This window comes from Microbacterium sp. SA156, assembly GCF_049065455.1.
Lineage (GTDB): Bacteria > Actinomycetota > Actinomycetes > Actinomycetales > Microbacteriaceae > Microbacterium > Microbacterium barkeri.
The window spans coordinates 1-12,980 of sequence record NZ_JBAKGU010000013.1 but is presented as its reverse complement, the minus strand read 5'-3'; the positions used below and the strand labels follow the sequence as shown (position 1 = coordinate 12,980).

18 protein-coding genes are annotated in these 12,980 nt (G+C 70.4%); 12 read left to right on the top strand and 6 right to left on the bottom strand.

All coding sequences use genetic code 11. The features are described from left to right. Positions 1 to 126: 126 nt before the first annotated feature. From phnD to ACOWU6_RS12665, 6 genes are read left to right on the top strand one after another with little or no spacing between them, the layout of a single operon-like run. A complete protein-coding gene (gene phnD, locus ACOWU6_RS12690; RefSeq protein ID WP_421075902.1) occupies positions 127 to 1,041 on the top strand; it encodes a phosphate/phosphite/phosphonate ABC transporter substrate-binding protein in 915 nt (304 codons plus the stop codon). After that, positions 1,038 to 1,862 carry a phosphonate ABC transporter ATP-binding protein gene (gene phnC / locus ACOWU6_RS12685; protein WP_324013554.1) on the top strand — a complete coding sequence of 275 codons (825 nt, stop codon included), beginning with the start codon at positions 1,038 to 1,040 and terminating at the stop codon, positions 1,860 to 1,862. Before phnD ends, phnC begins: the two co-directional genes overlap by 4 nt. Beyond that, positions 1,843 to 2,721, top strand: a complete 879-nt coding sequence (gene phnE / locus ACOWU6_RS12680; protein WP_421075901.1) for a phosphonate ABC transporter, permease protein PhnE — start codon at positions 1,843 to 1,845, stop codon at positions 2,719 to 2,721. The genes phnC and phnE overlap by 20 nt, the downstream gene beginning before the upstream one ends. After that, on the top strand, positions 2,718 to 3,482 hold the full coding sequence (locus ACOWU6_RS12675; protein WP_421075900.1) for a tyrosine-protein phosphatase: 765 nt from the start codon (positions 2,718 to 2,720) through the stop codon (positions 3,480 to 3,482). Before phnE ends, ACOWU6_RS12675 begins: the two co-directional genes overlap by 4 nt. After that, positions 3,479 to 4,186 carry a TetR/AcrR family transcriptional regulator gene (locus ACOWU6_RS12670; RefSeq protein ID WP_421075899.1) on the top strand — a complete coding sequence of 236 codons (708 nt, stop codon included), beginning with the start codon at positions 3,479 to 3,481 and terminating at the stop codon, positions 4,184 to 4,186. The genes ACOWU6_RS12675 and ACOWU6_RS12670 overlap by 4 nt, the downstream gene beginning before the upstream one ends. Then, entirely contained in the window at positions 4,183 to 4,908 is a 726-nt protein-coding gene (locus tag ACOWU6_RS12665) for a tyrosine-protein phosphatase (protein ID WP_421075898.1), read from the top strand. Before ACOWU6_RS12670 ends, ACOWU6_RS12665 begins: the two co-directional genes overlap by 4 nt. A 177-nt stretch (positions 4,909 to 5,085) precedes the next feature. Here ACOWU6_RS12665 and ACOWU6_RS12660 read toward each other — a convergent pair whose 3' ends face one another. Continuing rightward, entirely contained in the window at positions 5,086 to 5,880 is a 795-nt protein-coding gene (locus tag ACOWU6_RS12660; protein ID WP_421075897.1) for a mechanosensitive ion channel family protein, read from the bottom strand. A 341-nt stretch (positions 5,881 to 6,221) separates the two neighbouring features. Here ACOWU6_RS12660 and rpsF point away from each other — a divergent pair, with 341 nt between their 5' ends. The 5 genes from rpsF (at position 6,222) to dnaB (ending at position 9,698) form a co-directional block, all read left to right on the top strand. After that, entirely contained in the window at positions 6,222 to 6,584 is a 363-nt protein-coding gene (gene rpsF, locus ACOWU6_RS12655) for a 30S ribosomal protein S6 (RefSeq protein WP_271174091.1), read from the top strand. A 6-nt stretch (positions 6,585 to 6,590) separates the two neighbouring features. Beyond that, positions 6,591 to 7,151: a single-stranded DNA-binding protein gene (locus ACOWU6_RS12650; RefSeq protein WP_271174090.1), complete on the top strand. Its 561-nt coding sequence runs from the start codon at positions 6,591 to 6,593 to the stop codon at positions 7,149 to 7,151. Positions 7,152 to 7,181: 30 nt separating this feature from the next. Further along, on the top strand, positions 7,182 to 7,436 hold the full coding sequence (gene rpsR / locus ACOWU6_RS12645; RefSeq protein WP_029146075.1) for a 30S ribosomal protein S18: 255 nt from the start codon (positions 7,182 to 7,184) through the stop codon (positions 7,434 to 7,436). Positions 7,437 to 7,445: 9 nt separating this feature from the next. Further along, positions 7,446 to 7,901 (top strand): 50S ribosomal protein L9, encoded by a 456-nt coding sequence (gene rplI, locus ACOWU6_RS12640; protein ID WP_271174089.1) that lies wholly within the window; start codon positions 7,446 to 7,448, stop codon positions 7,899 to 7,901. 414 nt (positions 7,902 to 8,315) lie between these two features. Continuing rightward, positions 8,316 to 9,698, top strand: coding sequence for a replicative DNA helicase (gene dnaB, locus ACOWU6_RS12635; RefSeq protein WP_271174088.1), 1,383 nt, complete (start codon positions 8,316 to 8,318; stop codon positions 9,696 to 9,698). 21 nt (positions 9,699 to 9,719) lie between these two features. Here dnaB and ACOWU6_RS12630 read toward each other — a convergent pair whose 3' ends face one another. The 4 genes from ACOWU6_RS12630 to ACOWU6_RS12615 all read right to left on the bottom strand — a co-directional run bounded on the left by ACOWU6_RS12630 (position 9,720) and on the right by ACOWU6_RS12615 (position 11,802). Then, positions 9,720 to 10,013: a hypothetical protein gene (locus ACOWU6_RS12630; protein ID WP_421075896.1), complete on the bottom strand. Its 294-nt coding sequence runs from the start codon at positions 10,011 to 10,013 to the stop codon at positions 9,720 to 9,722. A gap of 73 nt (positions 10,014 to 10,086) precedes the next feature. Beyond that, a complete protein-coding gene (locus ACOWU6_RS12625) occupies positions 10,087 to 10,290 on the bottom strand; it encodes a hypothetical protein (RefSeq protein ID WP_271174087.1) in 204 nt (67 codons plus the stop codon). Between the two features lie 74 nt (positions 10,291 to 10,364). Next, complete coding sequence (locus tag ACOWU6_RS12620) at positions 10,365 to 11,249, bottom strand: J domain-containing protein (RefSeq protein WP_421075895.1); 885 nt, start codon at positions 11,247 to 11,249, stop codon at positions 10,365 to 10,367. Positions 11,250 to 11,277: 28 nt separating this feature from the next. Continuing rightward, positions 11,278 to 11,802 carry a hypothetical protein gene (locus tag ACOWU6_RS12615; RefSeq protein WP_421075894.1) on the bottom strand — a complete coding sequence of 175 codons (525 nt, stop codon included), beginning with the start codon at positions 11,800 to 11,802 and terminating at the stop codon, positions 11,278 to 11,280. Between the two features lie 106 nt (positions 11,803 to 11,908). On the opposite strand from ACOWU6_RS12615, the gene ACOWU6_RS12610 reads away from it, so the two are divergent. Beyond that, a complete protein-coding gene (locus tag ACOWU6_RS12610) occupies positions 11,909 to 12,640 on the top strand; it encodes a hypothetical protein (protein ID WP_421075893.1) in 732 nt (243 codons plus the stop codon). 60 nt (positions 12,641 to 12,700) lie between these two features. Here ACOWU6_RS12610 and ACOWU6_RS12605 read toward each other — a convergent pair. Next, positions 12,701 to 12,980 (bottom strand): HNH endonuclease (locus ACOWU6_RS12605; RefSeq protein WP_421075892.1); only part of this gene is annotated, 280 nt, incomplete at its 5' end.

Here is a 12,980-nt window from a genome sequence, read left to right as displayed (position 1 = left end):
GCCGTCACGGGATGTTCACCTCGGATTCCCTTCCGGATACGGCGGTCTCGTAATTCGGCGTCACCTCGACCGGGTTGCCTTTCGATATCGCCCGTCGCGATATCTCCTCCCGAAAGGACACCCGCCATGCGCGCCCGCGCCCTCCCCGCCCTCGGCCTCCTCGCCCTCGGAGCCGTCGCCCTCTCCGCGTGCTCGAGCTCGTCATCCGACGATGCCGCGGCCGCCGCGTCCGACGCGCCCATCACCTTCGCCACGACGCCCCTCGGCGACGACCCGACTGCCGAGAACCCCATCGAGGCGTTCGCCGGTCTCGTCGAGGAGGAGACCGGCCGCGCGGTCGAGATCGTCGACGTGCCCGACTACACGGCCGTCGTCGAGGCGATCCGCAACCACCACGTCGACATCGGGTTCATGAGCGGCTTCCCGTCGGCGCTCGCGGTCAACACGGGCGAGGTCGACGCGCTCGTCGCGTGGCCGGGCAGCGACGAGCCCGTGTCGACGTGCCTCGTGCTCGACGACTCGCCCCTCCAGTCGCTCGAGGACATCACGCCCGAGACGGTCGTGGCGTTCGCCGACCCCGCATCGAGCTCGGGGTACTTCATGCCCGTCGCGATGCTCGACGCCGCCGGCCTCGAGAAGGACGCCGACTACACGGCGATGTTCTCGGGCGGCCACGACATGAGCTTCATCGCCCTCAAGGAGGGTCAGGTCGACGTGGCGTGCACGTCGACGATCTTCCCCACGATGACGGGGACCGACATGTTCCCGTTCGCCGAGGGAGAGACGCGCTCGATCGGCGAGAGCGACTCGATGCCCGTCGCGGTGACCGTGCTCGCCGACCAGGGCATCGCCGACGACAAGCGGGAGCTCCTGCTCGAGGCGCTTCCGAAGGTCTTCGTCGAGGAGAACGCCGAGGCCCTCGGCGCGATGTTCGAGGCGATGCAGGGCACCGAGCCGATCCTCGAGCCCGAGGACGAGCTCTTCGAGCCGTTCGTGGACATCGCCGCGATCGCCGACGTCGACATCTCGGACCTCGGATGAGCCCCGCGGACACGGCCGTCGAGCCGACCACGGCCGAGCTGCGCCAGCGGCTGCCGCTCGTCTCGGTGCGCGGGCTGAAGGTCGCGTACGGAGACGGCCCGCTGGTTCTCGACGGCGTCGACCTCGACCTTTTCCCCGGTGAGATGGTCGCGCTGCTCGGCTCGTCGGGCTCGGGCAAGTCGACGCTCATGAAGAGCCTCACGGGCTTCGCGCCCATCACGGATGGCGCGGTGCGCGTCGGCGGGTACGACATGGCGAACCTGCGTCGCGGACAGCTGCGGCAGGTGCGCGCGTCTGTCGGCCAGGTGTTCCAGCAGTTCAACCTCGTCGGCCGGCTCAGCGTGCTCACGAACGTGCTGACCGGCGCGCTCCACGACGCCGGGCCGCTCAACCTCGTGGGCGGCTTCTCGAGCGCGCACCGGCGTCGCGCGCTCGAGCTGCTCGACCGCGTCGGCATCGCGCACAAGGCGCAGGACGAGGCGCGATCGCTCTCGGGCGGCCAGCAGCAGCGGGTCGCGATCGCGCGCGCCCTCATGCAGGCGCCCAAGGTCATCCTCGCCGACGAGCCGGTGGCATCCCTCGACCCGCGCATGTCGCACCAGGTGCTCGAGCTGCTGCATGAGATCGCCCGCGAGGACGGCATCCCGGTGCTCGTGAGCCTGCACGTCATGCCGCTCGCGCTCGCGCACTCCGACCGCATCGTCGGACTCCGGCACGGCGAGATGCTCGTGTCGGCGCCGACCGCCCAGCTCGACGCGACCGCGCTCGAGCCGATCTACGCGCACGACGAGGAGGAGCAGGATGTCGACGGCATCGCCTGAGCGCACGGCGCGGGCCTCGGGCTCCGCGAGGGCCGCCCGCGACCGCGCCCCGCGGAGCCCGCAGCTGGACCCGCGGGACCGGGAGCGGATGGAGCGGGCCTTCCGCGTGCCGCGCGCCCGGTTCCTGCTCGGGCTGCCCGTTGCGGCCCTCCTCCTCGTGTGGTCGTTCACGGGTGCGGGCTTCGACGTCGGCAAGCTCGGCGAGGGCGCCGTCAACATGGGCGCCTTCCTCTCTCGCCTCTTTCCGCCGACCTGGGACAAGTTCGGCACGATCGCGGAGCTCCTCGTGGAGACCCTGCAGATGGCGATCGTCGGGACCGTGCTCGGCGCCGTGCTGTCGCTCGTCGTCGCGTTCGGCGCCGCGTCGAACATCGCCCCGCGCTGGCTGTACTACCCCACGCGCTGGGTCATGAACGTCATCCGATCGCTGCCCGACCTCGTGTTCGCGCTCATGTTCGTCTCGGCCGTCGGCCTCGGGCCCTTCGCCGGCATCCTCGCGATGACGATCGGCTCGATCGGGTCGATCGGCAAGGTGTTCGCGGAGGCCATGGAGTCGGTCGACCGCGGACCGGTCACCGCGATGCAGGCGGTCGGAGCCTCGCCGCGCCAGGTCGTGCAGTACGGCGTTCTGCCGCAGGCGGCCCCGCTCCTCGTCTCCTACACGCTGCTCCTGTTCGAGGGCAACGTCCGCGGCGCCACGATCCTCGGCATGGTCGGGGCGGGCGGCATCGGCCTCGAGCTCACCACCGCCATGAAGATGTACGACTACGGCCACCTCTCCGCGATCGTCATCTGCATCATCGTGCTCGTCACGGTCATCGACCAGGCGAGCGCCGTCATCCGAAGGAAGATCACATGACCGTCGTCGACGCCCCCGCCATCGCGCTCTCCGCGCCCGTCAACCTCCGTGACCTCGGCGGCATCCGCGTCGCCGGGGGAGCGGTGCGCGAGGGCTTCGCGATCCGCGCCGACGACCTCTCGATCGTCACCGAGGAGGACGCCGCCCGCCTCGTCGCCGCCGGCCTGCGGGCGGTGGTCGACCTGCGCTCCTCCGACGAGGTGGCGCTCACGGGCCGCGGGCCGTTCGGAGCGCTCGCCGACGTGAACTACCACCACGTGCCGTTCCTCGCGTCGATCGGCGACGGCATCGACGACATCGAGCTCGACCAGTCGTCGTTCGCGGGCATGTACGTGCGGATGTTCGAGGGCGCCGCCGCGCAGATCGTCACCGCGCTCGCGATCATCGCGCACACCCCCGGAACGGTCGCGTTCCACTGCGCCGCCGGGCAGGACCGCACGGGGGTGCTCGCGGCGGCCATCCTGCTGACGCTCGGCGCCGAGCCGGACGACATCGTCGCGGACTACGCCCGCACGGGCGAGAACGCCGCGGCGATCATGCGGCGGATCGCGCCGATCATGCAGCCGCTCATGGCGCGATACGGGCTCGATCTCGATGACGCGGCCCGCGCGGCCGCTCGCGCCGAGTTCTCGCCGGCGCCCATGCGCGACCTGCTCGGCGCGCTCGCGACGCGCCACGGGGATCCGCTCGCTCCGCTCCGCGCTGCCGGCCTCACCGACGCGCTCATCGGCCGCCTGCGCGAGCGCGCGCTCGCCGCATGAGCGCGACCGCAGCCTCCGTGCAGGCCGGCGCCGCGCCATCCGCTCGTCGTGCTGAGCGGAGCGGGGTCGCGGCCGAGGGCGGCGGGACGCCTGCTCGACCGCCCGGACGCCCGCGTGCCGAGGGACACGACGCGCGGATCCTCGCCGCCGCGGTCGAGCTGCTCGAGCGCGGCGAGGAGGTGACCGTCAGCAGGGTGGTCGAGCTGAGCGGCGTCAGCCGCGCCGCGCTGTACCGGCGGTGGCCGAGCATGACCGATCTGCTCGCGGCGGCCCTCGACGTCGGGCGCGAGGCGCCGCGCATCCCGCTGGGCGACGACCTGCTCGCGGCGCTCCTCGCGGCGTACACGACCGGATCGGCGGGGCCGGGCTACACCGAGGAGCGCTTCCGGCTGCGCCTGCGGCTCGCGATGACGGACCGCAAGCTCGCGCAGGCGTACTGGCGCTCGCACGTCGCGCGACGGCGCGGCGGCGTCGCCGCGCTGCTCGCGGAGGGCGTCCGCCGGGGCGAGCTGCGCGACGATCTCGACATCGACGCGTGCATCGACCTCATCAACGGCGTCTTCTACTATCAGTTCGTCGTGCGGGGCGTGAACTTCGACGATCCCGCCGCCGTCGCGCGCTGCGAGAAGGCTGTCCGCGTAGCCTGGCGGGGGATGGCCGCAGACCCTCCGGCCGCCGACGCCGCCCACGAGGAGGACGAATGAGCATCCGCGAGATCCCCCGAGGCCTGGTGAACCTCCGCGACGTCGCATCGTCGACCGCGCGCGTGCGGCCGGGCGTGCTTCTGCGCAGCGATGCCCCGCACTCGGGCGACGACGCCCCCGAGGTGGGGGAGTGGCCCCCCGCCGTCGTCGTCGACCTCCGCGACGACGCCGAGAAGAGCGAGGACCATCCGCTGCTCGACGTGTGCCGGGTCGTGGACCTGCCGCTCCTGGGCGGCCGCGCCACCATGGACGCCGACGAGGAGGACGTCGCAGCGTTCCTGCGCGCGGGGCTCGGCGGGATGTACGCCTCGATGCTCGAGGGCGAGGCCGCGGTGCTCCTTGTGCGCGCGATCGAGGAGATCGCCCGGGCGGATGGCCCCGTGCTCGTCCACTGCACGGCAGGGAAGGACCGGACGGGAGTCACCGTCGCGCTCGCTCTCGCCCTCGTCGGCGTGCCGGACGACGAGATCGTCGCGGACTACGTCCGCACGGCCGAGAACATGCCGCACGTGCACGCCCGCGCACGGCGCACGGTCGCGGCGCGGACCGTCGGCGCGCAGCTCGCGCTCGACATCCCGAAGGAGATCCTGTCGGCGCCGGCGGCGGCGATGGAGGGGTTCCTCGACGACCTCGCCTCGCGAGGCGGCGCCGAGGCGTGGTTCCTCGCGGCGGGCGGCGCTCCCGAGACCGTCGCCGCGCTGCGCCGCCGCCTCCGCGCGTAGCCGCCCGCGGTCATCCGCCGGGATCGCCGTGGCGCTCGCGGTGCGGGCGCGGGAGTGGCCGCTGTTCGTGCGTGCGCCGGATGTCTCGCTCGCATGCGGATGCCGCGACCCGATCGTCCCCCGATGATCGAGCCGCGGCATCCGTGCCGACGCGACCGAGCGCGTCGACGGGTCCGCTCAGACGGCGGGCGGCTGCGGCGGCAGCTGCGTGCCCGGCTCGGGCGGAAGGGTCGTCGCCTCGCGACGGGTCGCCGGCGCGGTGCTCGGCGGTCCGGGCACCGACGTCGTGGCCGTCGTGTCGGCCTTGCCCAGCTCGCCCTCGACGGCGCCGAGCCACTTCTCCCAGCGTGAGCGCATCGGTCCGATGAGCCCTCCGCCGATGCCGACGATCGCGATGCCGACGATGGCGGCGAGCACGGCGACGAGGATGGGCATGGTCACCGTGACGGCGATGCCGATCTGGTTGAGCGCGGCGATGACGCCCATGGCGATGATCGAGATGACGACGATCTTCGTGAGGATCGACCCGAAGCGGAACCTCGCGAGCGCGGGCCGCATGAGGTCGCCGACGAAGTTCGCGATCGCGGCGACGACGATGACGATCACGACCGCGACGAGCACGCGAGGCAGCCAGCTGATGATCTCGGTGACGATCCCGGACACGGGGTTGTCGGGGCCGAACGCGCCCAGCGCGAGCAGCAGCGCGATGAGGAGCACGAAGTAGTACACGAGCTTGACGACGAGCGTCAGCGGATCGATGCCCGTCGGCGCGAGCAGCTTCGTGATGCCGGCCTTGTCGAGCAGCCGCTGGAATCCGATCCTCTTGAAGAGGTACTCGAGCGCCTTGGCGATGCTCTTCGCGATGAGCCATCCGATCAGCAGGATGACGAGGAAAACGATGAGCTGCAGGATGAAGCTCCCGACACCGGCGAGCATGTCGCCGATCCCTGCGGTGATTCCGGACCAGTCCATGGTCTGTACCTCCCCCTTCGTCGGCCCGAGCGAGACGATCCCGGACGGGCGTTCTGCCTCCGGTCTAGCGACGGGCCGCGCGCGGCGTCAACGGATGCCGTGGCATCCAGCGGTGTATCGAGCTCCTTCCCCGGGGCGAAGAGGCGGGAGTTCGCGGGAGGAAGTGCCCGGGGAGCGCGCCGGCGCAGGAAGGGGGCTTGGGTCTTCGCCCTCGGATCGGGTACGCTATGAAGGTTGTGCGACGGCAGCCCTGTCTGCGATCACGTCCGCACAACGTGCAACACACCCTCCTGGTGCCGGGAAATGCCCGGCATCCGTTCAAGTCCGAAGGAGGTGGGTAAGTGACGCACCAGTACGAACTCATGGTGATCATCCAGCCTGAGGTCGACGAGCGCCAGGTCCCCGCACACCTCGACAAGTTCCTGTCGGTCATCACCGAGCGCGGTGGATCGATCGAGAACGTCGACATCTGGGGCAAGCGCCGTCTGGCATACGAGATCCAGAAGAAGAACGAGGGCATCTACGCCGTCGTCAACTTCACCGCGACGAGCGAGGCGACGGTCGAGCTCGACCGCCAGCTCAAGCTCAACGAGCTGATCATGCGCACCAAGGTGCTGCGCGCCGAGGAGGCCATCGCCCTGGTGGCTGCCGAGGCGAAGCGCGCCGAGGAGAAGGCGGCTCGCAAGACGGCGGCGAAGGCCTAACGCACCATGGCTGGCGAAACCGTCATCACCGTCGTGGGGAACCTCACGGCTGACCCCGAGCTGCGCTACACGCAGAACGGCCTGCCCGTGGCGAACTTCACGATCGCCTCGACGCCGCGCAACTTCGATCGCGCGTCCGGCGAGTGGAAGGACGGCGAAGCCCTGTTCCTCCGTGCCAGCGTGTGGCGCGAGTTCGCCGAGCACGTCGCCGGATCGCTGACGAAGGGCATGCGCGTCATCGCGCAGGGCCGTCTGCGTCAGCGCTCCTACGAGACGAAGGAGGGCGAACGCCGCACCTCCATCGAGCTCGAGGTCGACGAGATCGGCCCCTCGCTGCGCTACGCGACGGCACAGGTGACCCGCGCCGCATCGAGCGGCGGCGGCAACTACGGCGGCGGGAACAACGCCGTCGGCGGGAACTACGGCGGCGGCAGCGCTGGCGGCGGCTACGGCCAGCAGCAGCGCCCGCAGCAGCAGGTCTCGGAGGAGCCCTGGGCGACACCCGGCCAGTCCGGCGCCGATGCATGGAGCACCCCGGGGTCGTTCTCGGACGACACCCCGTTCTGATTCAGAACTCACACTTTCAAAGGACCCAACATGGCTGGAAAGTCGAGCGGCGACCGCCGCAAGCCGCGGAAGGGCGCGAAGAACGCCGCTCCCGCGAAGTCGATCCGGGTCGGCGTCATTGACTACAAGGACGTCGCGACCCTTCGCAAGTTCATCTCGGAGCGCGGCAAGATCCGCGCCCGTCGTATCACCGGTGTCTCGGTGCAGGAGCAGCGTCTGATCGCCCGCGCGATCAAGAACGCGCGCGAGATGGCGCTCCTGCCCTACGCAGGCGCTGGCCGCTAAGGAGCACCCATGTCGAAGCTGATTCTCACGAACGAGGTCGACGGCCTGGGCAGCGCCGGAGACGTGGTCGAGGTCAAGGACGGCTACGCCCGTAACTACCTCATCCCCCAGGGCTTCGCGGTGGCGTGGAGCCGCGGTGGCGAGAAGCAGGTCGCGGACATCCGCGCGGCCCGCGAGGCTCGTGCCATCGCGACGCACGACGACGCCGTCGCCCTGAAGAACACCCTCGAGAACGCCCGCGTGCGCCTGTCGGTCAAGGCCGGCGCCGAGGGCCGTCTGTTCGGCTCGGTCAAGCCGGCCGACATCGCGAACGCGGTGGCGGAGGCCGGTCTCGGCCAGCTGGACAAGCGCACCATCACGGTGCCGTCGCCCATCAAGGCCGTCGGCGACCACGAGGCGCTCGTGCGTCTGCACGACGAGGTGACCGCGGTCATCTCGCTGCAGGTCGTCGCGCTCAAGAAGTAAGTTCTCGCGAACGCCGGAAGCGGCGCGGAGCCATCGGCTCCGCGCCGCTTCGTCGTGTTCGCGATGGGTCTCCTGGCCGTCATATCGGACTCTCGGAGGCGTGGTTGTACACAGTGCGAACGGCCTACCACAAACCTTCAAGTGCTCCTTTAATCACACATCCATCCACAGGGTGTGTGAAACAGGATGACCAGGTCAGACGGCGTTTCGGTGGAGAGATCTCCCGTGCGAGTCTTTTCTCTCCACAGGGCGATTCCACACCCTCCACGGCGTTTTGCGCAGGCCCTCCACAGAGTTATCCACAGGCCGCGTTGAAGGTGCGGGTGGCTGCCCATAGCCTCGTCGGGGCGGTGTCGGTGGTCGCTGGTGTCATGAAGCAGATCACCCCCGCGGGGGAACGGAAGAGGAGGGCGCGTGTCGATCGCTGAAATCGGGGAGGACCGTCTCGGGGGGCCTCGGGAACGCGACAGGACCCCGCCGCACGATGTCATCGCGGAGCAGAGCACGCTGGGCGGCATGCTCCTGTCGAAGGACGCGGTGGCCGATGTCATCGAGACCCTGCGCGGCCCCGACTTCTACGTGCCGAAGCACGAGGTGATCTTCGAGGCCATCCTCTCGCTCTACTCGCACGGCGAGCCGACCGACGTCGTCGCGGTGACCGACGAGCTCATCAAGACGGGCGACCTCCAGCGCGCGGGCGGGGCCGACTATCTGCATTCGCTGACGTCGATCGTGCCGACGGCGGCGAACGCGGGCTACTACGCGGGCATCGTGTCGGAGCGCGCCCTGCTGCGCCGACTCGTCGACGCGGGCACGAAGATCGCGCAGATGGGCTATCAGGGCCAGGGCGAGGCCGTCGAGCTCGTCAACGCGGCTCAGGCCGAGATCTACAACGTCACGGGCACCGAGCAGACCGAGGACTACGTGCCGCTCACGGTCGCGGTCGACGCGGCCGTCGACGAGATCGAGGCCGCGCGCGGTCGCGACGGCCAGATGACCGGCATCCCGACCGGGTTCAGCGAGCTCGATCAGCTCACGAACGGCCTCCACGGCGGGCAGATGATCATCATCGCGGCGCGACCCGCGATGGGAAAGTCGACCCTCGCGCTCGACTTCGCGCGCGCGGCGGCGATCAAGAACGACATGCCGACGATCTTCTTCTCGCTCGAGATGGGGCGCAGCGAGATCGCGATGCGTCTGCTCAGCGCGGAAGGTGCCATCCCTCTGCAGTCGATGCGAAAGGGCACGCTCGACTCGCGCGACTGGACGACCGTCGCCGCGACGCGCGGACGCATCAACGACGCGCCGCTGTACATCGACGACAGCCCGAACATGACGCTCGTCGAGATCCGCGCGAAGTGCCGGCGGCTCAAGCAGCGTGCCGGGCTCAAGATGGTCATCATCGACTACCTCCAGCTCATGACGAGCGGCAAGAAGGTCGAGTCGCGTCAGCAGGAGGTGTCGGAGTTCTCGCGTGCGCTCAAGCTGCTCGCGAAGGAGATCCAGGTGCCGGTCATCGCGCTGTCGCAGCTGAACCGAGGGCCCGAGCAGCGCCAGGACAAGCGGCCTCAGGTGAGCGACCTGCGCGAGTCGGGTTCGATCGAGCAGGACGCCGACATGGTCATGCTGCTGCACCGCCCGTCGGTGTACGACAAGAACGACAACCCGGGCGGCGCCGAGATCATCGTCGCGAAGCACCGCAACGGCCCGACCGCCAACATCGAGGTCGCGTTCCAGGGCCACTACTCGCGCTTCGCCGACATGGCGCCCGTGAGCGAGTTCGGCGGAGGCGACTGAGGCGAGGCGCCCGGCCCGAGGTCAGTCGCGCTCGGCCGAGGGTCTGACGCCGTCCTCGGTCAGGTCGGGCAAGCCCGCCTCTCTGCGGCGGCGGATGATGTACGCCACGCGCGGCTCGGGGTTCTCGCTGCGGGAGCGGATGTTGCGGAACGTGTTGAGCCACCGCTGGTTCCACGTCCGTCCGTCGGACAGGACGTGTCCGCGCGCCTCCATGGCGATCATGCGGTCATAGTCCTCGAATGCTCCCTCGCGCTCCGCGTCCGTGTCCGCGATGCGGACGCGGCCCGCGTCATCCACCGTGATGTCGATCCCCATCCACCGCTTCGCCGCCCGGATCCGTCGCCGCGCCTCCCGCGAATCAGCGGCCGGCCGCTCCTCGTCGGTCATGTCAGGTGCCGGCGTCCGGCCGCCATCCGGAGGGGATGCTGTCGGGCGTCTGGCCCGCGCTCAGACGGTCGATGTGGTACTCGGCCCACGAGACGATCATCCGCTCCGGCGTCGCGTGGTACAGCTCCGCGAGCGCGTCCAGCGCCCGCGCGCGGTCGACGTCGAGCTCGATGAGGAGCCTCCGCGAACGCGATCCGCCGGACACAGCGCCATCCTACTGAGCGCCCGACGGCCCATTCGTGCTCGAGCATGCGCGGGGCGAGGCGCCGCGGTCCGAGGTCAGACGAACCGGATGGCGCTCTCGAGGCGCGTGCGGACGTCGAACAGCACGTTGCCCCCGACGATCTGCGCGCCGGGGATGCCGGCGCGGAGGACCGCACGCAGCGCGCTGCGGCGGACGGCGGCAACAGGCAGTCCCTTCACGGAGCCGAGCACGACGACCGGGTCGGCGAGGTCGTCGTCGGGGAGGACGAACACGGCGCCGCCGAAGCGGACGCGCGCGGCGCGCGAGACCGAGCGGATGCGCGAGAGCAGGTCGGCGACGGGGGTCGCCTCGCCGATGACCTCGCCGCCGCGGAACGCGACAGGGCGACCGAAGTCCTCGCTCGTCAGGCCGTAGAGGCCGGTCGGGCTGAGGACGACATGGTCGAGCTTGTCGTCCGCGTCCGCCGTCGTCGCGACGTCGTGCCAGGCCGTGAAGCCCATGCCGAGCTCATCGATCATCGCCGAGGTGTCCTCCTCGGCGAGGGTGTCGGCGAGCATCCGCCGCAGCTCCCACGGCGCCGAGCGGACGAAGGCGGGCGCGTACGGGTCGGCGACCTCTCCGGCCCACTCGGCCACCATCGCGAGGTAGCGCCTCCGCCGCCACGCGCCCGCGGCCCCGTGCGAGCGTGTCCGGGGTCGCGTGTCCCGTCGGCCCGTCGCGCGGCGTCCGGCCCACTGCAACGGGGCGCCGTCATCACGGTCATACGCGGCGCGGGCCTCGGGTGTGCCGACGAGCTCCCACGCGCGCTGCACCTGGATGAACGCGGCGGCGTCGCCGCCTGTATCGGGATGGGTGCGCCGCAGTTGCAGGCGATACGCCCGGCGGAGCTCCTCGTCATCGGCCGAGCGGAGGACGCCGAGCACCTCGTACGGCGACGCGGAGAGCGGGCTGTTGAACATCGCCGCCCAGGCTATCCCGGGGCGGCGGTCAGCGCCGCAGGGCCGCCGGGCGCGGCAAGCCGAGATCCTCGATGAGGTCGCCGAGCGCGCGGTCGAGCTCCGCTCCGCCCTGCGTCACCTTGTTGATCTCGAAGGAGCGCAGGCGCGCGCTCGGCACATCGAAGGTCAGGATGGTGCCGGGCTGCGCGGTCGTGTGCGCCTCGACGCGCACGTGAGCGGAGAGGATCGCGCCGGGATCGAGGCGGTGCAGTCGCGCGGCGATGCCGTGGTGCGCGATCGTCCAGACGACGCTCCGCGTCGTGCTTCCCGCGTGCTGCAGGAGATCGCTCGGGCGAGACGTCGCAAGACGCACGAAGCCGCTCGGCGACTCCCACTGCAGGGCGCGGATGAATGCCGCCCAGTCGCCGGAGAGCTGCGCACGGGCATCCGCCTCGGACAGGGAAGGCACCGCGGCCTCGAACGCGTCGACGAGCGCATCGAACTGCGCGTTCGCGGCGAGTCGAATTCGGCGGGCCGTGTACTCGAAGACCGTCTCGTCGACCTCGTAGCTCATGAGACCATCCTCTCGCCGCGTGCACAGGGTCTCGTCCGCCCGCGCGTCGTCCTCGGACCGTCCCTCGGCGCGGTGACGGGGTCGTTCGCCGCTTCACGATGAGGGGATGAGCGCGCTCAGCACCTCCGGGTTCCTGCCCGACCGACCTCCCCTCCATCTTCCGTACGTCGACGAGGAGGAGCGCGACGTCGTGCTCGCGGAGATCACTGATCTGTTCGACGATCTTCCGACCCTCTGTCTCACGGTGGCGCAGAAGCACATCCGGGAGGATCGGCTCGACGTGCCGACGAATGAGCGCGTCTTCGCGGCTCTCGTGGCGCTCGTCGAGACGATGCTCGATGAGGATGGCCCCGAGATCAGCCCGGAGCAGCACGGGCAGCTGCTGTTTCTCACTCTCGTTCCGGGCGTCACGTTCGCGGTTGCTCTGCAGGTCGCCTTCGGCGTGGCGATGGCGGACGCGAACGTTCCGCGCTTCGCCGAGCTGACGGCGTGCCTCGAGCGGGTCGGACTCGACGCTGACGGCGACGTCGTCCTGCCCCAGCCGCCGCCGACGTTCGCGCCAATCGCAAGGCTCCTTCGCGGTGAGGCTCGGCGCGCCATCGACATCGCTCGCGTGCGCCGAGGCATTCAGGTGCTGCGCATGACCGCAGCATTGGCGCCGGCTCTGTTCGTTGTGCCGATCTTCTGCGTGCTCGCCTGGTTGCACTGGGCGGGCGGGCGGCGACCGCTCGCGATGGCGTACCTGTCCGCGGCCCAGACGGTCGATCCGGGCAGCCGAATGGTGACGCGACTGTCGGAGCTCTTCATGGTGCGTCTGCCTCTGTGGCTCTGCGAGTAGATGGCCGCGCGGTCGAGCAGCGGTCATGGTGCGGGGTTCCCTGCGGATTCCGCGCGGTTGTCAGCATCTGAGGTGTTGGGTGAGTTTTGCGTGGAGTCGGGTGCGGGAGGTGGGTGCTGGGCGGTGGCGGTGGTGTCGGTCGATCCAGTTGGGGGCGGCGATGTAGGGCACGCCGTGGTGCATGTGGATGGTCCAGCCGGAGGTGTCGAGGTGGTGGTGGTGCCACCAGCAGAGCAGGACGCCGTTGTCGGTTTCGGTGGGTCCGCCGTGGGCGTGGTCTTGGACGTGGTGGATCTCGCACCAGGCGGCGGGGATGGTGCAGCCGGGGATGATGCAGCCT